This window comes from Bacillus sp. FSL W7-1346 (assembly GCF_038593335.1).
GTDB classification, from domain to species: Bacteria; Bacillota; Bacilli; order Bacillales; family Bacillaceae; genus Bacillus; species Bacillus altitudinis.
In genome coordinates this window covers 2,870,071-2,890,374 of sequence record NZ_CP151988.1, presented here as the reverse complement: position 1 = coordinate 2,890,374, position 20,304 = coordinate 2,870,071, and the positions used below count along the sequence as shown (strand labels likewise).

At 41.3% G+C, this 20,304-nt stretch carries 16 protein-coding genes; 12 read left to right on the top strand and 4 right to left on the bottom strand.

What is annotated here, in order from left to right; translation table 11 throughout:
- Nucleotides 1–343: 343 nt before the first annotated feature.
- The 4 genes from NST09_RS15020 to NST09_RS15005 all read left to right on the top strand — a co-directional run bounded on the left by NST09_RS15020 (nt 344) and on the right by NST09_RS15005 (nt 2,968).
- On the top strand, nt 344–1,561 hold the full coding sequence (locus tag NST09_RS15020; protein ID WP_162149727.1) for an NAD(P)/FAD-dependent oxidoreductase: 1,218 nt from the start codon (nt 344–346) through the stop codon (nt 1,559–1,561).
- A gap of 135 nt (nt 1,562–1,696) precedes the next feature.
- Nucleotides 1,697–1,822 carry a YuiA family protein gene (locus tag NST09_RS15015; protein WP_008346797.1) on the top strand — a complete coding sequence of 42 codons (126 nt, stop codon included), beginning with the start codon at nt 1,697–1,699 and terminating at the stop codon, nt 1,820–1,822.
- A gap of 81 nt (nt 1,823–1,903) precedes the next feature.
- A complete protein-coding gene (locus NST09_RS15010; RefSeq protein WP_003212933.1) occupies nt 1,904–2,224 on the top strand; it encodes a YuiB family protein in 321 nt (106 codons plus the stop codon).
- A 99-nt stretch (nt 2,225–2,323) separates the two neighbouring features.
- Nucleotides 2,324–2,968, top strand: coding sequence for a 3D domain-containing protein (locus NST09_RS15005; protein WP_017358926.1), 645 nt, complete (start codon nt 2,324–2,326; stop codon nt 2,966–2,968).
- 40 nt (nt 2,969–3,008) lie between these two features.
- Here the strand turns inward: NST09_RS15005 and NST09_RS15000 are convergent, their stop codons facing one another.
- Complete coding sequence (locus tag NST09_RS15000) at nt 3,009–3,485, bottom strand: divergent PAP2 family protein (RefSeq protein WP_008346791.1); 477 nt, start codon at nt 3,483–3,485, stop codon at nt 3,009–3,011.
- Between the two features lie 326 nt (nt 3,486–3,811).
- Between NST09_RS15000 and NST09_RS14995 the strand changes: the two genes are divergently transcribed.
- Entirely contained in the window at nt 3,812–5,302 is a 1,491-nt protein-coding gene (locus tag NST09_RS14995) for a leucyl aminopeptidase (RefSeq protein ID WP_008346787.1), read from the top strand.
- A 139-nt stretch (nt 5,303–5,441) separates the two neighbouring features.
- Nucleotides 5,442–6,770, top strand: coding sequence for a Na+/H+ antiporter family protein (locus NST09_RS14990; RefSeq protein ID WP_008345907.1), 1,329 nt, complete (start codon nt 5,442–5,444; stop codon nt 6,768–6,770).
- A 47-nt stretch (nt 6,771–6,817) separates the two neighbouring features.
- Here NST09_RS14990 and NST09_RS14985 read toward each other — a convergent pair whose 3' ends face one another.
- The 3 genes from NST09_RS14985 to NST09_RS14975 all read right to left on the bottom strand — a co-directional run bounded on the left by NST09_RS14985 (nt 6,818) and on the right by NST09_RS14975 (nt 10,007).
- Nucleotides 6,818–7,414: a biotin transporter BioY gene (locus NST09_RS14985; protein WP_041091835.1), complete on the bottom strand. Its 597-nt coding sequence runs from the start codon at nt 7,412–7,414 to the stop codon at nt 6,818–6,820.
- A gap of 116 nt (nt 7,415–7,530) precedes the next feature.
- Nucleotides 7,531–8,667, bottom strand: a complete 1,137-nt coding sequence (gene ald, locus NST09_RS14980) for an alanine dehydrogenase (RefSeq protein ID WP_008345903.1) — start codon at nt 8,665–8,667, stop codon at nt 7,531–7,533.
- A gap of 110 nt (nt 8,668–8,777) precedes the next feature.
- On the bottom strand, nt 8,778–10,007 hold the full coding sequence (locus NST09_RS14975) for a PucR family transcriptional regulator (protein WP_007500450.1): 1,230 nt from the start codon (nt 10,005–10,007) through the stop codon (nt 8,778–8,780).
- 407 nt (nt 10,008–10,414) lie between these two features.
- Between NST09_RS14975 and NST09_RS14970 the strand changes: the two genes are divergently transcribed.
- The 6 genes from NST09_RS14970 to essA all read left to right on the top strand — a co-directional run bounded on the left by NST09_RS14970 (nt 10,415) and on the right by essA (nt 20,270).
- Nucleotides 10,415–10,708, top strand: coding sequence for a WXG100 family type VII secretion target (locus NST09_RS14970; RefSeq protein WP_003213769.1), 294 nt, complete (start codon nt 10,415–10,417; stop codon nt 10,706–10,708).
- A gap of 95 nt (nt 10,709–10,803) precedes the next feature.
- On the top strand, nt 10,804–11,043 hold the full coding sequence (locus NST09_RS14965; RefSeq protein ID WP_008345897.1) for an EsaB/YukD family protein: 240 nt from the start codon (nt 10,804–10,806) through the stop codon (nt 11,041–11,043).
- 14 nt (nt 11,044–11,057) lie between these two features.
- A complete protein-coding gene (essB, locus tag NST09_RS14960; RefSeq protein ID WP_007500453.1) occupies nt 11,058–12,371 on the top strand; it encodes a type VII secretion protein EssB in 1,314 nt (437 codons plus the stop codon).
- Between the two features lie 51 nt (nt 12,372–12,422).
- Nucleotides 12,423–16,898 carry a type VII secretion protein EssC gene (gene essC, locus NST09_RS14955; RefSeq protein ID WP_342493078.1) on the top strand — a complete coding sequence of 1,492 codons (4,476 nt, stop codon included), beginning with the start codon at nt 12,423–12,425 and terminating at the stop codon, nt 16,896–16,898.
- On the top strand, nt 16,895–19,792 hold the full coding sequence (gene esaA / locus NST09_RS14950) for a type VII secretion protein EsaA (protein WP_008345891.1): 2,898 nt from the start codon (nt 16,895–16,897) through the stop codon (nt 19,790–19,792). The genes essC and esaA overlap by 4 nt, the downstream gene beginning before the upstream one ends.
- Nucleotides 19,773–20,270 (top strand): type VII secretion protein EssA, encoded by a 498-nt coding sequence (essA, locus tag NST09_RS14945; protein ID WP_017367967.1) that lies wholly within the window; start codon nt 19,773–19,775, stop codon nt 20,268–20,270. The genes esaA and essA overlap by 20 nt, the downstream gene beginning before the upstream one ends.
- Nucleotides 20,271–20,304: the final 34 nt, after the last annotated feature.

Here is a 20,304-nt window from a genome sequence, read left to right as displayed (position 1 = left end):
CCACATATCGTCGTTTGACTTGTTTTGAAAAACTTGTCGTTTTTTGATGCCGATGCTGTGAAAAGGGGAAAAAAGAGAGAAAGACCGTTTATCCTAAGGATTTTCAGTTTAAAGCCTTGAAAAAAGGAGCAGAACTCGCTATTATTGTTAAGGGAACTAAATATTAATTTTTTATGAATTTTTGTCGGATACGGTCAAATGCTTTCGTTTTTTGTAGGTGAAAGTTCAGATTTTCACATACTTATTTTTTTGTTTAAATTTCATAAAATGCCGCAAAGCGGTTGAGAATAACGATATGTAATTCTTTATCCGTTTTACAGCAAATTTAAAAAAGGTGGATGTGATTCCAGTGAATAAACCGAAAATCGTTGTATTAGGTGCAGGTTATGGCGGATTAATGACTGTAACAAGATTAACAAAACAGCTTGGCACAAATGATGCGGATATTACTCTTGTGAACAAGCACAATTATCATTACGAAACAACATGGTTACATGAAGCAAGTGCAGGTACTCTTCATCATGACCGTTGTCGTTATCAAATCAAAGATGTGATTAACAGTTCCCGTGTCAACTTTGTACAAGCAACAGTTGAAAGCATTAATAAGGAAGAGAAGAAAGTTGTGACATCAGATGGCGAACTTTCTTATGACTACCTTGTTGTTGCGCTTGGTGCTGTTCCTGAAACATTTGGTATTGCAGGACTGAAAGAATATGCATTCTCAATCTCTAACATTAACTCTGCTCGTCAGCTTCGTGAGCATATTGAGCTTCAATTTGCGACTTATAATACAGATGCTGAAAAGCGCCCAGAGCGTCTAACTATCGTTGTCGGCGGTGCAGGCTTCACAGGTATTGAGTTCCTTGGTGAGCTTGGAAACCGTGTACCTGAGCTTTGCAAAGAGTATGATATTGATCAAAAAGACGTGCGTATTATCTGTGTAGAAGCTGCACCAACAGCTCTTCCAGGATTTGATCCTGAATTGATCGACTATGCGATGAACTACCTTCAAGGTAAAGGTGTTGAGTTCAAAATCGGTACAGCGATCAAAGAATGTACGCCTGAAGGCATCATTGTTGGAAAAGACGATGATACAGAAGAAATCAAAGCTGAAACTGTTGTATGGGCTGCTGGTGTACGTGGTAACCCAATCGTTGAAGAAGCTGGATTTGAAAACATGCGCGGCCGCGTAAAAGTGTCTCCAGATCTTCGTGTACCAGAAAATGAAGATGTATTCATCATCGGTGACTGCTCATTAATCATCAATGAAGAAATTAATCGTCCATACCCACCTACTGCACAAATTGCGATGCAGCAAGGTGAAACAGTAGCGAAAAACCTTGCAGCACTAGTAAAAGGTGGCACGCTTGAAAGCTTTAAGCCAGACATCAAAGGAACAGTTGCTTCTCTTGGTGAACACGACGCTGTAGGTGTTGCGTTTGGTAAAAAACTTCAAGGAACAAAAGCTTCTGCAATGAAAAAAATCATCGACAACCGTTCATTATTCATGGTTGGCGGACCAGGACTTGTTCTGAAAAAAGGAAAATTCAAGTTCTTCTAAACCGATATAGACAAAAACGTGTATCCCTGTGGTACACGTTTTTTCATGTTTGACGGAATATTTTCTCACTTGGTACTGGACAGAAAAATATGTTATGATGAATTATCAGAAAATTTAGATTAAGGAGTGAGCAATATGAATGCACAAACGAAAGAAAAAAAGTCAACTTGTCAGTATTGTTCAGGAAAAGGATATTTTCAGTTATTGCTCGGCGGATCAGAAACATGTGAGGAATGTAAGGGGACAGGAAAGAAGCATTAATCTTACGGCTTTTTCCATTGATTGACTTCATCTCTATTTCCAAGTTAAACTAATGATGGGATATTTGGGGGTGGAGATGAAGTGATCAGTTTACCAGTCGTTATCATTTCAGTTATTTTATTTTTCGTGTTATTCTTCGGCATTGGCTTTTTGCTGAATATGCTGCTGAGAATGTCATGGATTATGGCAATTTTATATCCAATTGTATGCCTTTTCATTATCAATAATCAAAAGATGATCGCTTATGTAAGAGAACCAGGCATTGCTTTTTCCGGGATAGGAGACCGCATCGTTTCTCTTGCTGCGGCAGATATCATCATTTTATTAAGTGGTCTAATTGGTGCCATTGCCTCAGGTTTTGTCATCAATGCCCTTCGTAAAAGAGGCTATCAAATGTTTTAACTCACTTGTCTACACGCAAGTGGGTTTTTTTGTTTCTCCTTTGCATAGTTTCCATTTTGTTTGGAAACAAATAGATGGGTAGAGGAGTGACAAATAGAAATGAAAACATGGATGAAACGATTGTTCATGACAGGTCTGTTTATGCTTGCCTTGATGACAAGCTTTACGGGCATATCTGGCGTAGAACCAAGTGATCTCGCTGCATGGGTGAAAGAGACCGATGCCGGTAAGCACGTATCTTCTTTTTTAAAGCATCCAAAAAGGCAGACGATGGCGGTGAAAAGTGATGATTTGCGTGCTGTTTCTCTCGAAGAAGCATTTAATTGGAACGATTATCCGAAGCAAAAGGTTGTCGCCACAGGTTATACAGCAGGAGTAGAATCAACAGGTAAGACGAAAGAACATCATGCATATGGCATTACATATTCAGGCGTCAAAGTAAAACGTGATTTATATTCAACCGTGGCAGCGGACCCATCTGTCTTTCCGATAGGAACTGTCCTGTTTATCCCCAATTATGGCTATGGTGTAGTCGCAGATACTGGGAAAGCGATTAAAGGTCATAAGCTTGATTTATATTATGAAACGGTTGATGATGTGTATAGAGAATGGGGTAAAAAGGTGCTGGACGTTTATGTGATTAAAAAGGGTGAAGGGACGCTGACAGAAAAAGACTTAAATCAGTTGAATGAAGCAGAATCGATGCAAGTGTTCCGGCAGCAGTTTCAAGCCAATAAAGAATAAAAAAGCTTTGGATCTCAAAAGGTCCAAAGCTTTTTCGTTTCTACATGAAGTAATAATCTAAGATGAGTGTGAGCAAGATTCCTGTTAAGCCGCCGAAGAAGACTTCAATCGGCTTATGCCCAAGAAGCTCTTTCAATTTCTTTTGCTTCTCTTTTTCTTCCGCATTTGGGAAGTTCTTTGCCTCGGCAACAAACCGGTTAAAATCTGTGACCAGTTTGTTCAGGACAGTTGCCTGTTCTCCTGCCTGTCTGCGAACACCTGTCGCATCAAACATTGTAATAATGGCAAAGATGGCGGAAATGGCAAAAATAGATGTTCCTAGCCCGTGCTCTAAAGCAACTGCTGTTGAGAGTGCTGTTACTGCTGCGGAGTGTGAACTTGGCATTCCGCCTGTGCTTGTAATGAGCGACCAATCTAGTCGTCTAGAAATGATAAATTGAATCGGTACTTTTACAAATTGTGCAAAAAAGATGGCTGCAAGGCTGGCAAGCAGCGGGAAATTCGTCAGTACGCTCATGAACAAGAAACATCCTCTCTTTAAGAAAAAATAACGTGCGAAATGATAAAGTATTTACCCTAGTAAGATAAAAAAATGATGGCAGTAAGAACTGTTGCCAAGTCCATGTTCATTATAACATTAAAGAAAGTAGATGTGGAACGAGGAGACCATGGACAGGCTGCTATGGATCGCTGCCGCTTTTTCATGATGCCCTTCCGCGTGCCAAAATATAAATGTTCTTCAAGGGAAGACAGGCTGGCAATGATCGTATCAGCACATAAATTTTGATATAATAGAAGTTCCAATGTGAAATATGGAGTTCATTGAAGGAGCGTGTGATAAATATGTTTTTCTCGACAAATGAGTTGCAACATAAAGATACACTGGCCATCGGACTTTTTCAAAAGAGCCAATTATCAGGAAAAGCAAAAGAAATGGATGAGTTACATGGAGGAAGAATCACTGAATTATTAAAAGAAGGCGATATTTCGTCTAAGCGAAATCAGCTTTCGAAATTTTTCCCATCCCCTGAAACCGGCATTAAACGCATTTATTTTGTCGGGCTTGGGAAGGAGTCAGATTACACGTTTGAAGAGGCAAAGGAAGTGTTTGCGCATTTATTTAAAAAGCTTCATCAAGATAAAAAGCAAGCAGTTTCGGTTTTGCTTGATACATTTACAGGAAAGGATCTGCCTGTTCAAGATGCAGCCCATGCCCTTTCTGAAAGCTGCCTTTTAGCTACATATGAATTACAAGATTTTAAACATAAAACGAATGAACCGGATCGCTTTATCGAATTTGTTTATGCAACAACGGATCATGATGCTGCAGAAATTCAGGCAAGTCTGAAAGTGGGCGAAGTCTACGGACAATCGGTCAATTCGGCTCGTACACTTGTGAATATGCCGCCGAACATGCTCACGTCCTCTGATCTTGCATCCTATGCGGCAGAGCTTGCTTATAAATATGAATTCGAGATTGAAATTTTAGATAAAGAACAAATGGAAGAGCTCGGAATGGGCGGTATTCTAGCCGTTAATAGAGGCTCAACAGAACCACCGAAGCTAATTGTATTGAAATATCAAGGCAAGGAAGAATGGACAGACGTCATCGGTCTTGTCGGTAAAGGCATTACGTATGATACAGGCGGGTATTCCTTAAAGCCAAGAGCAAGTATGGTGGGGATGAAAACAGATATGGGCGGTTCAGCCTCTGTTTTAGGCGCAATGGAAATCATCGGTGAACTTCGTCCAGAGCAGAATGTCATTGCGGTCATCGCCTCAACAGATAATATGGTCTCAGCAGATGCGATGAAGCCAGATGACGTCATTGTCTCACTAAGCGGCAAAACAATCGAAGTGCTTAACACGGATGCAGAAGGTCGTCTTGTTTTAGCAGATGGTGTGACCTATGCGAAGCAGCATGGTGCCTCTGTGCTTGTGGATGTTGCGACATTAACAGGCGGTGTCATTGTGGCACTTGGGAATGAAACAACAGGCGTAATGACCAATAACGATGAACTGTATGCCCAGTTTAAAGAGGCATCAGAAGAATGCGGGGAAATGATTTGGCAGCTGCCAATCACCGAAAAAGATAAAAAACGAGTAAGAAACAGCAAAATGGCTGATCTGAATAACTCACCAGGTCGTGATGGTCATGCGATCATGGCAGGTGCATTCATTGGGGAATTCGCTGAAGACACCCCTTGGGTTCACTTAGATATTGCAGGAACAGCCACGACAGAAAAGCCTTCATGCTTTGGACCAACAGGAGCAACAGGTGTGATGGTCAGATCATTAGCAACATTTGTGGAACGATTTGAACCGAAGAAATAACGATGGAAGCTCTGCCAACTGGCAGAGCTTTTTATGTAGGACATACGCCATTTGACGAAGTAAATTTTCTATGGTAACATACGTTGGTACTTTAATTATCTACTACATTAGTAAACTAAAGGATTTCGGAGGTTTCACCATGAATGCAGTTGTTTTAGCGGTTGTTTTAATGTTGATATTAAGCTTGCTGCGGGTCAATGTCGTGATTGCGCTGGCACTTGGCGCTTTAGCGGGCGGACTTGCAGGTGGATTAGGTCTAGGGGGAACAGTTCAAGCGTTCACTGACGGTCTTGGCGGAAATGCGACAGTGGCGATTAGTTACGCACTATTAGGTGCATTCGCAGCTGCATTGACGAAAACGGGTCTTCCTGATGCCATGGTCGAAGGAGCTGTGAAGCTTCTTGGAAAAGAAGGCGATTCAAGAAGAAAAACATTATCAAAAGTGCTCATTATTCTGGTCATTTTGATCGTATCTTGTTTTTCTCAAAACGTTGTTCCTGTTCATATTGCCTTTATTCCGGTCTTAATCCCGCCATTATTAAAGGTGTTTAACGAGCTTCAAATTGACCGCAGACTGCTAGCATGTGTGATGACTTTCGGACTTACTGCACCATATATTTTACTTCCGGTCGGTTTTGGACAGATTTTTCACGGAATGCTTCGTGACAACATGAAAGATGCAGGTTTAACAGTGAATTTAGCAGACATTCCGTATGCGATGCTGATTCCTGTAGGCGGCATGGTTCTTGGCTTGATCGTTTCACTCTTTGTCTATCGTAAGCCAAAAACATATGAAAATCGTGACATTACGGATGTAGAAAAATCAGCATATACAAAAAAGAGCTTATTCTTTGCTGGGCTTGCGATCCTTGTATCACTTATTGTTCAGTTATATCTCTCTCAAAGCCTTGGAGTCGAAGGGATGATCTTCGGTGCGCTTGCAGGCTTGCTTGTCTTGTTTGTAACGGGAATGATGAAACGCGATGAAGCAGATGCGCTGATTACATCTGGCATGAACATGATGGCATTTATCGGATTTGTCATGCTTGTTGCAGCTGGATTTGCCAATGTTTTAACGAAAACAGGAGATATTGAATCTCTCGTCAAGGCATCTTCTCAATTTATCGGAAACAGCCAAAGCTTAGCGGCCATTTTAATGCTACTGGTGGGTCTGCTAGTGACAATGGGCATTGGCTCATCATTTGCAACGATTCCGATTATTACGACGATCTTTGTACCGCTTTGTTTACACTTAGGGTTCAGCCCAATGGCGACTATTGCGATTATTGGTTCAGCTGCGGCGGTAGGAGATGCAGGTTCACCTGCAAGCGACAGTACACTCGGACCAACATCTGGACTGAATATGGATGGACAGCATCACCACATTTGGGGTACATGTGTCCCAACATTCGCCTTTTATAATATCCCGCTCGTCTTGTTCGGCTGGCTTGCGGCAATTATGCTATAAATGAAAAAAGGTTCCTTACTCATAGAGTAAAGGAACCTTTTCTGATATTAGGAAGCTGTTTGTTCTTTTCGAAAGGATGTGGCTTTTGAAACAGATCGATAAATTTTAGGTGCCAGCATCGCAAGGAGGATGGTCAGTGCATAGTCTTTTACCATAAACCACATCATGAAGAACCATGTGGTTTGATAAGAGATTGGTGCGTTCAGCCATACATTTAATGCGATGTATGTATAAGTTGTCCCGATCACATACATCACGGTCGTTCCTGCAATGGCTGCAAATAAAAAGCGGCCAAAACCAGGGTTTTGTCTTTTTTCAAGAATGAATCCGGCAAGCCAAGCAGCAGGAATGTATGATAACACAAAGCCACCGCTTTTTCCTAAAATAACGCCGAGACCCGCCGAGAACTGTGCGAATACAGGTGCACCAGCGATCCCAACAAGAGCATAGACAATCATGGCCAATGCGCCAAGTCGTCTGCCCAGCAAAAGACCAGCAAGCACACAAAAAAACGGCTGCATCGTAAGTGGGATTCCGCCGACCTGTAAAAATGGCACAATGGATGTGATATTGGCTCCGATAGCCATGAGCGCAGCAAACATCCCGACGAGCACAAAGTCAGCTGTTCTTGTCTTCTTTTGCATGATATTTCCCCCTGTCTTATCTGTACAAATAGATTAAGGGGAAGAGGTTCTTTTGTCAACTCATTTTTATTTTAGGTTAACAATAAAACCCGCCCCTGAAAAGGGCGGACTAGATATTAAGCTTCGGTCATGGAAGAGGTTTCAAGGGCTTTACTAACAGGCACATAATCATAGCCGAGATCACGAGCGACAGCTTCATAGGTGATATGTCCGTTCATCACATTGACGCCTTCAGCAATCGCCTTGTTTTCTTTGATCGCTTTTGCAGCGCCTTTATTTGCAATCTGCAGTGCGTATGGGACCGTGACGTTTGTTAAAGCAACTGTCGATGTTCTCGGAACCGCTCCTGGCATATTGGCAACAGCATAATGTAAAATGCCGTGCTTTTCATAAGTAGGCTGATCATGTGTTGTAATATGATCGATTGTTTCCACAATCCCGCCTTGGTCAATGGCTACATCGACAATGACAGAACCAGGCTTCATTTGTTTCACCATTTCTTCTGTGACAAGGGTTGGTGCTTTAGCACCTGGGATGAGAACCGCACAAATGAGCAGGTCTGCCTCGCTCACTGAATCTGCAATGTTAACAGGATTAGACATTAACGTTTTCATTTGATGGCCAAACTGATCGTCCAGCTGACGTAATCGTTCTGCATTTACATCAATAAGGGTGACATCTGCGCCAAGTCCGATCGCCATTTTCGCTGCATTTGTTCCAACGACACCGCCGCCAATAATGGTGACTTTCCCCCTCGATACTCCTGGCACGCCGGCGAGCAAAATGCCTTTTCCGCCTTTTGGCTTTTCTAAAAATTGAGCACCAATCTGAGCAGCCATTCTACCTGCTACTTCAGACATTGGCGTTAATAGAGGGAGTGATTTTCCGTCCGTTACCGTTTCATAAGCAATGGCTGTTACACCTTTTTGTTTTAATGCTTCAGCCAAGGAGGGCTCTGCTGCAAGGTGCAAGTACGTAAATAAGATCAGACCTTCTCTGAAATATGAATATTCTTCTGGTAATGGTTCTTTTACCTTCATAATCATATCAGAAGATGCCCACACATCTTTCGCTTGATCAAGAATCTCTGCACCAACAGATACATAATCGTCATCAGTGAATCCGCTTCCAAAACCAGCGTTCGTTTCAATTAAAATCTGGTGTCCAGCTGAAAGCAATTGAGATGCTGCTCCTGGTGTTAATGCGACACGGTTTTCATTGTTCTTAATCTCTTTCGGAATGCCGATGATCATATCAATTCCTCCTATGCTTATCTATTGATATTGTATGTCTAGTGTATCCTGAAAGTTTAGAAAATTCTTCGGTTGAATGAAAAAATTAAAAAACGCCTCTTTGTGAAATTTCACAAAGGGACGTTTTTTAGCTTCATATCAAGATAAATAGTCATTTTCTCATTCATGTTTTTTAAATCAATTTCTGCAATGTCCGTAATCCGCTTCAGTCTATAATTCAATGTGTTGATATGAATATTTAACTGCTTTGCGGCGATATTGGCGTTGCTGTCACAATCAATAAATCGTTCAAGGGTCTCGACAAGGTTGGAATGATGCCTGAGATCGTAATCCTCAAGCTTTGATAAAGAGTAACTGGAATAAGACGATCCCTTTCGTTTTTCAGCCAGCACATCTAAGTATTGATAAATTCCCAGTTCAGAAAAGCTGTTTAATCGTTCTGTTTCCACAGGAAAGCGTTCTTTTGTTTTTAAGACGGCCAGTGCTTCTTTATAGGATGGCTGAATATGAGTAATGTGATCGTAAATTCCACCAATGGCCGCTTGAACGTCATGGAGCTGATACCGATCAGACAACTGCTTTAGCATGCCGCTTGTGAATTGTTTAATATCTTGAAGCGGATGTTCTGTTTTTGGCGAGACAAGAATAATGAATTCGTTAAAATCAACAGTCGTTAACAGCACCTGCACTTGCTGCGTTGTTTCAAGCAGATAGGAGAGCTTCTTTTCCGTATCTTCTGTCAGTTCATCACGAAGGCGAAAAATAATAATCGCATACGTGTCTGGACACCTCATCCCAAGCCTCAAGAAGAGATCAAGCATCTCATCCTTTTCATGAATATGTCCTGTGAGCATCTTCCAAAATAGCTCCTGATTGCGTTCTTCTGTTTTCGTTTTTCGAATTTGTAAATTGAGTAATTTGTTTTTCACGGCATGTGCTGCCATCTTGAGAAGGTCCATTTCTTCATCTGAAAAAGGCTGCGTGGATTCAATTGCCCAGATAAAACCGAGCACCTCTTTGTCTTTCCATATGGAAATGGCAACCCTGCTGGATAGACCGACTTCTGCAATTTGAGGTACGCGAAGCGGTTCATCTGTTTTAAGGAGTGTAGGAATGATACCGTCTTTCCAAAGCCGATTAATGACTTTTTCCGGTACACGGCGGGAGATAATGGTTGAAGTTCTGGCGGGATCAGTGAAATCATTATGTGTGCTATAGGCTAATAATCGATGATGAGTATCTTCTATAGTAATAGGGCAATTGAGCACATCACTAATTTGGTCTGCCACATCCTCTAAACGATCAAGGCTATACTTAAATGGATCTGTCTTTTTTGTCATAAAAAACCCCTGCTTTTTCGAATATTTCACGTACTTACATTATGAAGAGAATCAGGTACGTAAATCAACAAGAAAATGCCATAATCATTAAAAAAACAAAAAGCTTGAGAAATGAGCACATTGGTCATGCGTTTATCACAAAAAGAAATAGTACAATAATAATGTAGTAAAAAATCAATAGGCGGAAAGGTTCATCGAAGTGCACGCCCTTTTATTAAGAATATATGACCAAAAAATTGTTAAATACTAGATAAAGAGCGAAAAAACAGTAATTCTATAGACTCATTTTGTAAAATAAAAACAGATTTGTTTGACTGTGTATCATTTCTGTTTTTATAATAATAACGTCAAAAAATAAGTGGATTAGCCCATTATATGGCGGCTATGCACGGGAGGTAATGAGGAATATGTCAGGAATTATTCGCGTAACCCCAGAAGAACTAAGAGCGACCGCTAAGCAATATGGTGTTGAAAGTCAAGAAGTGTTAAACCAAGTTGATCGTCTAAATAGAATGATCTCTGACCTAAAAGGAATGTGGGAAGGTGCTTCTAGTGAAGCATTCGCTGATCAATACGAACAGCTAAAACCTTCATTCATCAAAATGTCTGATCTATTAACAGATGTCAGCAATCAGCTTGATCAAACTGCAAATACACTTGAAAGCACTGACCAAGACATCGCTAGCCAAATTCGCGGCTAATCAAAGGGATTTCCTTTCTAAGTGTGAAAAGCAGAAAAAGCGCCGAGTCTGTCAGTTGATGCCGGCGCTCTTTCTATTTTGTGAGGTGGAAATTTGTGTATATCGATATTACCATCGACTTAAAAAACTATGATGGCAGTGTGTTTGATTTGAGACTATCAAATTATTTACATATTAAACAAGTCATCCATATCGCCTGGCAGGCAAAACAAATCTCACTACCTAAACGAGATGGCGGATGGGTGCGTGTAGTCAATAAGAAAGCTGTGTTTTCAGGCGAATATAAGCTGTCAGACTGTGGAATCACCACAGGAGACAGGCTGGAAATACTATGAAAGGACTTTTGTAAATGGCAGATAAAAAGAGTTCCTATTTAGAAGAACAATTAGAAGCAGTCATGAAAAAAGAGGAAGGCACTTACACCTTCATTTTTCAAAGAGAGACAATTAAACTCTTAGACGGTTTAGAAGCGGCACCGATTAAAGACATCAATCCTTCATTTAAAAAAGAGATCCAATTAACCGAAGGTGAGGTCATCATTTCGATTCAACCGCCTCCTGCCTATCAGGAATTTCGTTTCATCCATGCAAAGGATGAAAAAAGCAAATGGATTTTTTCATACCAGCTTGTCGATGCAGTGTGCAAACACGACGTGAAGCGGCTGCATCCTATTGTTTCTCCTGAAAACATTGTTTTTCATCAAGGCTTAGCGCCTGCATTTTTGCATTACGGGGTCAAAGAAAGCATCCCGCCATATGAAACCGACCAACAACGTTTGTTAAAAGAGGTCAAAGCCGTCATTCTTCGAGTGGTGGACCATGAATATCAGTTTCAAGAATATTTGGCTTATCATGATACGTTGAAATTATCTGAGCAGGCAAAGGAAATAAGTGATACACAGTCGCTGGAAGAATTGTCTGCTTTGATTCAACAAAAAATAGAAGCCATCGAAGCAAAAGAAAAGACGCTCTTAACCATTCCAAAAAAGAAATGGAAGATTGAACGATACATTGGACTTGGTCTCCTTGTTCTTTTGATTCCTGCATTGGTGTATACCATTTACACGTTCTTTTTCGCCATGCCGAAACAAGAAGCGTATGTGGAAGCGAACAAATATTATCTCAACAAACAGTACAGCCAAGTGGTGGATACGCTCGAAAAATACAAAGCCGATCAAATGCCAGTCTCTCTTCAATATGAACTGGCCATTTCGTATGTGCAAACGAATCAAGGGAATCTATTGCTTGACCAGCACAAAAAAGAAATCACGGATACGTACACATTGCAGACAGACCCGCAATACTTCCTGTTCTGGATTCATATTGGACAAGGCAATAGCAAGGAAGCTCTGGATATTGCAAGGGTGCTCGGGGACGACCGATACATATTTACAGCACTCGTCGCCTACCGCAATGAAATTCAAAATGACGACAGCCTATCTGCTGAAGAAAAACAAAAACAGCTAGACCCAATCATTAAGGAAATGGCGAAGTATGAAGAAAAAGAAACAACGGAGACGAGCACCAATGACTCCTCAGATGCAAGCCAAACAGATGAAACAGCTGAACAAAAAGAGCAGTCAAAAGCCGATCAGGAGAAAAAAGAGAAAGAATCTGATGCAAAAAAGAAAACCTCTCAGACGAAAAAAGATGAGAAAAAATAATTCTTTCGATACAACTGACAGTTGGTGCTGTCCGATGAGGAGGTGGAGCGTTTGAGTCTTCTATGGGTTTTTTATGAGGAAGATTATCAAACCGTCCGTTTAGATGAGCAGTTCAACCGGGAAGCTGTGATTGGACCTGAAATAGAGCATACAGTAACGATTCCTTCCCTTTCGTTTGATGAAGGATTGATTCGTTTATCTCCAGATGAAACGAATGACGGCTTTTCTCTTTATCAGGGCGAAAAAAAGAAAGGTCACTTACTTCCACATGAACCATATCAGGTTGGTTCACTCACACTCATGTTGATGGATTCACATCATGATCAAACCATTTATTACCTAGGAAATAGAGTCGAAGTGACTATTTCAAGTGAAGAAATAGATGAAGCGGATGTGTGGAAAGAACAAGCTCATTCAATGTTTCAAGATGCCAAATCCTTCACGTTGGAAAAAATAGAAGGCACTTGGTATGTCATTCCCCAAGATGAAACGATCTATGTGAACGGGAAACAGCTGCACGGTCCACAGCAGCTTCTTGCTGGAGATGAGCTGTTTTGGAACTTTTTGACGCTGTCATTGAAAGATGATGATTTATTGCAAGTAACAGCATTTGAACCATTTCAAACACGTTTAGAAAAAACAAGGCCGCCGAGTACCGAAACGAAACAAAAATATCCTTTATACAGACGAACACCGCGTTTGATTTACGATCTGCCAGATGACCGGGTGTCTTTCAGCTTTCCTTCACAGGAGAGTGAAAATAACGGCAGAGGACTTTGGCTTGTAGTTCTCCCGCCGCTTGTCATGCTGATTGTCATGGGGATCGTGGCCCTTGTACAGCCGCGCGGCATCTTTATTGTCGTGTCGATGGCGATGTTTATTATGACGTTAATTACATCGTCCGTTCAATATTTTAAAGAGAAATCACAGCGCAAAAGACGAGAAGAGAAGCGGCAACGTGTTTACTCTCTTTACTTAGAAAATAAGCGGAAAGAGCTGCAAGAGCTGTATGACCGTCAACAATTTATTTTAACGTATCATTATCCGTCTTTTGAACAAATGAAATATTTGACGTCAGAAATCAGCGGGCGTATTTGGGAAAAGACGCTTGTCAGTGATGATTTTTTACAGTTGCGTCTAGGGACAGGTGCAGTTCCTTCAAGTTATGAATTATCGACGAGCGGCGGCGATATGGCCAATCGTGACATCGATGACTTAATGGAACAAACACAGCATATGCAAAACGTCTATCGCGAGGTAAAAGATGTACCGATTACGTTCGGTCTTGCGGACGGTCCAACCGGATTAATAGGAAAACCGGCAATTGTCAAAAATGAGCTTCACCAGCTTGTCGGTCAGCTTGCTTTCTCGCACAGCTATCATGATTTGAGATTTGTTTTTATCTTTAATGAACAGGAGTATGAGAACTGGGAATGGATGAAATGGCTGCCGCACTTCCAACTTCCTCATACATACGGGAAAGGGTTTATATACAACGAACAAACACGTGATCAGCTTTTGTCTTCTATTTATGAAATTTTACGAGAGCGTGATCTGGAAGAGGAAAAAGAGAAAAAAATCTTTACGCCTCACTTTGTGTTTATCGTGACAAACCATGAACTCATTGCGGAACACGTGATTTTAGAATACCTAGAAGGCAGCCGGACGGATTTAGGCATCTCAATTATCTTTGCGGCAGAAACAAAGGAAAGCTTGGCTGAAAATATTTCAACGCTTGTTCGTTACATTAACGAAGAAGAAGGAGATATTCTCATTCAGCATAAGAAGGCCGTACGAATTCCATTTCAGCTGGATGCACATGAGCGAGCGGACAATGAGCTGTTTGCCAGAACCTTAAGAACATTAGATCATCAAGTCGGGATGACCAACTCGATTCCAGAAACGGTTTCCTTCCTTGATCTGTTTCATGCCAAACAGGTAGATGACATTGGCATTCGCGAAAAATGGCTGACATCTGAAACAGCAAAGTCATTATCTGTGCCTATCGGTTATAAAGGAAAAAACGATATTGTCGATCTGAATCTGCATGAAAAAGCACATGGCCCACATGGTCTATTAGCAGGAACAACGGGATCAGGAAAAAGTGAGTTTTTACAGACGTATATTTTATCCTTGGCTGTACACTTTCACCCGCATGAAGTGGCGTTCCTGCTCATTGATTACAAAGGGGGCGGAATGGCGCAGCCGTTCCGAAATATTCCGCACTTACTTGGTACGATCACAAACATTGAAGGCAGCAAAAACTTTAGTGAAAGAGCGCTTGCCTCTATTAAAAGTGAACTGAAGAAAAGACAGCGCTTGTTTGATCAGTATCATGTGAATCATATCAATGACTATACGAAACTCTATAAAGAGAAAAAGGCGGAACAGGCGATGCCTCATTTGTTCTTAATCTCTGATGAGTTTGCTGAATTAAAAAGTGAAGAGCCAGATTTTATTAGAGAGCTTGTCAGTGCCGCGCGGATTGGACGGAGTCTCGGTGTCCATCTCATTTTGGCGACACAAAAGCCCGGCGGGGTCATTGATGATCAAATTTGGAGTAACTCCCGCTTTAAAGTCGCATTAAAGGTACAAGATGCATCAGACAGTAAGGAAATTTTGAAAAATAGTGATGCAGCGTCGATTACCGTGACAGGTCGTGGATATTTACAAGTGGGGAACAATGAAATCTATGAATTATTCCAATCGGCTTGGAGTGGTGCACCGTATATGGAAGATGGCTACGGATCAGAAGATGACATCGCCATTGTAACGGACACTGGACTGATCCCATTATCAGGGGTAAGTACAGAGCCAGCTGTGAAAAAAGAGACAGTGACGGAAATTTCCGCTGTTGTGGATGAAATTGAACGTATGCAGCAGGAGCTTGGAATTGAAAAGCTTCCGAGTCCATGGCTTCCACCGCTTGAAGAGCGTATTCCAAAAACACGTTATGCATCAAGTGAAGAGCACGTCTTCCATTTCGCTCTTGTCGATGAGCCAGATCAGCAAAGCCAGCATCCACTTTCTTATCAAATGATGGAGGATGGAAATATTGGCATCTTCGGTTCATCCGGCTACGGCAAATCACTTGCTGCAACAACACTGCTCATGAGCTTCGCAGAAAGATATTCACCTGAAGAATGGCATGCATATATTTATGACTTCGGTAACGGCACCTTGCTACCGCTTGCCAAACTTCCGCATACGGCTGATTATTTCTTAATGGATCAAATGAGAAAGATTCAAAAGTCGATGAAGCGTCTTCGTGAAGAGGTTGAATATCGCAAGCGTTTATTTAGACAGCAGGAAATGAGTCATATCAAAATGTACAATGCGTTGAATGAGAAAAAGCTTCCATTCATATTTATCGTGATTGACAACTTTGACATTGTGAAAGACGAAATGCATGAGCTCGAATCTGAATTTATTCAGTTAAGCCGTGATGGACAATCGTTAGGCATTTATTTCTTAATCACAGCGACTCGTGTCAACGCAGTCCGTCAATCTCTTATGAACAACTTGAAAACAAAGATTGTCCATTACTTAATGGATCAAGGAGAGGCATACTCCATTATTGGCAGACCGAAATTCAGCTTAGAGCCAGTTCCAGGACGAGTCATTATCAACAAAGAAGAGCTTTACTTTGCACAAATGTTCCTGCCAGTTGAAGGAGAGAACGATCTCGAATTGTTTGAGCATTTAAAACAAGAGATCCAGCTTCTAGATGCTCGCTTTGAATCAGCTGAAAAACCAAAACCTGTACCAATGCTTCCTGATAAGCTGACCATTTGGGAGCTAGAGAGTCGCTTAGAAGAACAAAAACAGCCGTATGACATTCCAGTCGGACTAGATGAGGAATCTGTTGCACCTGTTTACTTTGACTTGAAGAAGAATAAACACTGCCTCATCATCGGTCAAACGCAGCGAGGGAAAACAAATGTGACCAAACTAATGCTTGATCAGCTATTAGTAGCAAAACCTGAGAAGCTGGCCGTCTTTGATTCGATTGATCGGGGGCTCTCTCATTATGCAAAAGAAGAGAACATTGATTACCTTGAAACAAAGGATGATATCACAGAATGGGCAGAGGAAATAGATCGTTTATTCAAGGTGCGTGAAGAGATGTACGTCGAAGCTGTGCGCCGGGGAGAGACTGATCAGTTGTCGTTCTCTCAAATTGTGCTTGTGATTGATGGCATTACGCGTTTTCAGCAGACAATCGATCCACGTCTTCAAGATCAATTGGCTGATTTCATGAAGTCATATGCACACTTAGGCTTTAGCCTGATCGCGTCAGGAAATCATACCGAATTCAGTAAAGGCTATGATGCACTCACAAACGAAATCAAACAAGTTCGTCATGCCATGTTACTGATGAAAAAATCAGAGCAAAACATCATACCGCTTCCGTATGCAAGACAAGAACCAGAGATTCAGCCAGGATTCGGATATTTGGTTGAAAACGGGAAAGAGAAGAAAATCCAGGTTCCTTTATGTGCGGTAGAAAGGAAGAGTGTTCAATGACAGAGCAGCAAAAAAGCTCCATCAAAATCGTGTCGACCATGATACTGATTCTCGTCTTGCCGGTTCTATTTTTCCATCTCATTGGGGATGATCCGGCAAAACAGAAAAAGAATGCCACACGTAACATTGCCGTGGTCAATGAAGATATGGGGGCGAGCGAAAGTGAAAATACCGCTCGTTTTGGACAGGATGTGGTGGCGGCATTATCAGAGCGTCCAGATTACACATGGACAGTCGTCAATCGAAGTGCGGCAGAAAATGGCCTGAAAAATAGAAAGTACGATGCAGTTCTCTATATTCCATCTGACTTCTCTAAAAATGTGCTGAGCTATGATAAGGATCATCCAGAGAAGGCATCTATCCAATTCTCAATCCAAGATCAGCTCAATGCAGTGAATAAAGAAAAAGTACAAAGAGAGCTAGAAAATGCTCAAAAGAAAATGAATGAACAAATGTCGACTTTATATTGGAGTTTTGTATCACAGGAAATCGGCAATGTCAGAGAAGAGTTTGAGCATATTGTTGGTAAAGAGGTCGAATTCCAAAACACGATGTACAACTTCTATAAGCCAAATTCAAACAAACTATCTGATGCCGTCCAGCAGCAGAAGAAACAAATAGAAGAACTAAAAAATGCGATGGCCGACTCACAAAAACAGTATAAAGACGGTTTAAGTACAACAGAAGAAGCGAAAAGCCAGCTGAAGGATTTCGTAAAAGTAGTCGATCAATATCAGCAGTATCAAGACAAACAAAAGGATCTCTTGATCAAAGCGCAATCGACAAGCAAAAAACAAATCCAGCAAGGACTCAAACAGCTTGCGGAGATTCAAAACCAAAACGCCCGCAGCTTTAGCGATCAAATGGGCGGACTCAAAACCGATATCAATGGGGTCCAAAGTCAGCTTAAAACAACGGACAGCGCAATTCAATCTGTTCAAAGGGCAAGAGAAGACGTAATTCCTAAGCAATCGTCGGGATTAACGGACCTTGTGAAGGCGTCTCAAGAAGAACTATTGAAGAATTATGAAGGTCAATACTTAGAGGCCTATAAAAGTAAGATCATCGCCTTGCAGAATAAGCTAGAGACAAAAAGGCAAGAGTTAATGAACGCGCCCGAGCAGCCAGCTGATCCTGATGATGACGGGCAATCAGATCAAGATAACGAGAACCCAGAAGAGATTGGCATTAACTTAGATGATGAAACAAATGAACTCTCGCAAATTTCATCGGAAATGAACGATCTAGCTGATCAATTAGAAGATCAGACTGCACCTCCTACTAATGAAGATGATAAAGAGAGTGAAAATGGCCAGGATGCTGTTCAGCCAGATAACAGCGGCACGAATCAATCAAAAGACGACCTGAAAGCACTGTCTAATCGTTTAGAAGAAGTGAAAAAGAAGATTCAAGAAAAAGCGGCCGCTCATAACGACCAATTGAAAGACAAAGTAAGTCAAATGAGTAAGGAGCTTGAAAGCCTCACGAAAAAAGTAGAGAAGCTTGAAAAGATGATTCTAAGGTTACAAGATCGATATAACGTCATTCCGAATGAAATCAAAAATCAGGAATCCTCTATTTTAAACAAAGTGCAAGAGCTGAAACGAGTAAACTCGCCGATTGGCAACACTGTGAATACGAAAATATTTGATCAAGAGTTTAAAACAAATTCAACAAGCACCAAAAAGTTAATGGAATACTCCAATCAACTGTCTCAGCTAGAGATGATGCTTGGGAATCTATATCAACCAACAAACAACTCATCTCTACTAGACACAAAAGGAGATGAAATCCAGTCCATCCTTGCCATCAAAAAAGAAGAAACGGAAAACTGGGATACACTCAAAAATCAAATGCTGACGTCAAATGATGATGTGTCTACCTTTATTGATGAGATGCAAAAATTCTCAGATGGCTACGCAGAATACATTTCGACTCAGCAGGCAAGCATGGAACAGGAGTTAAATGCCATTTCTGAAAGTGCGGACACAGTAGCTGAACAAATGGCTGATCAAGGAGATGCGGTGTATACGGCAGACCTTGCGGGCAGTTCGATTGTTGTGAGTGCACAGGATTCAATTGGTCAGGAAGTGCTTCGTCTTTCTGAAAATATGAGTTCGTTAACCGACCGCCAAAAAGGGGTGGCGGATTATACGAATAATATTGAAGAAAGTGTCACAACCGTTCAAGAAAAAGCAGATACGTTGAACGAAAACTGGAGTAAGAATGTCAATTCTACGAAGCTTGTTCAACAAGATTTGAAGGGTATTTTAGGCAACACTTTAGACGATCAAGGCAACAGCAACTATGTGTATAACCATTTAGCCAATCCGCTGAAAATTAGCGGCGATGTGCCAGAAGAAAAAACGCAGACTGTACCGCCAGTAGTCATTTTGGTTATTGTCATGATCAGCAGTTTGTTGATTGGCTTTTTTAGCTCGTACTATGCGTCAGCGCCAATGCTGGTCAAAGGTGCACTGTTTGGTATTTTAAATCTGTTAGTCGGGCTCATGATCAGCCTGTTTGGACTCAACATTTACAAACTAGCTGATGACCAAGCCATTCAATGGTCCATCTTTACGATTTTGCTGCTAGTGGCATGCTCTGCCTTTATTCGCACAGCTTTCCTTTTCGGTTCAATTGCCGGATGGATGGCAGCAACGGCGCTTATATTCTTCTTTGTTGCACCGTTAATTGATTTGGTCATGCCAAACTTCCATTTTACAAATCCAGTGACAGACGTGTATCTGTCTATCCAATATGGAAATGGAGACAACTTCGGTATGGGCATCACAGGGCTACTGATTTTAACGATATTGTTCATGGTCATTCCACTAGTGAAGAAGCTATGGAAAGACAAAACAGAGGAACGTGATGTCACTCATGAGGCTTAATCTATTCGTCAAAGGGATGGCACTTGGTGTCATATCCCTTTTTCTCCTCAGTCCTGCTGCTTTTGCTGCTACAGGTGAAGATACGGATACGAATGTCAAGCCGAATGAATATCAAGAAAAGAACCTCAATATTAATTCGAGTATATTGAGGGATCAAACGAAATACGAACAAAGCAAAACAACATCTAAAGTCAAAACGGACATTCACTTTGCTGACCCGCCTAAGACCTCTGGTGGTCAACTTTCGCCACAAATTTTTAGTGATCTGAAAGAAAATCCGCCTAAAACGCCAGCTCGTATGATGAAAGAGATGAATATCTCTTTCAGCGATTCGGCTGTATCAACGCCTTCTGGCGATGATCATGAAAAGCAGAGATCGGCGCTTCTGCCAATCATTTTTGGCATCTTGATCGCCTGTGGCATCATTGTCATGATCATTCTGATTCCAAAAGTGAATGTGAAGACGGAAAAGAAATAGCCTGCCTTTTGAAAAGGGCAGGCTTTTCTTTATG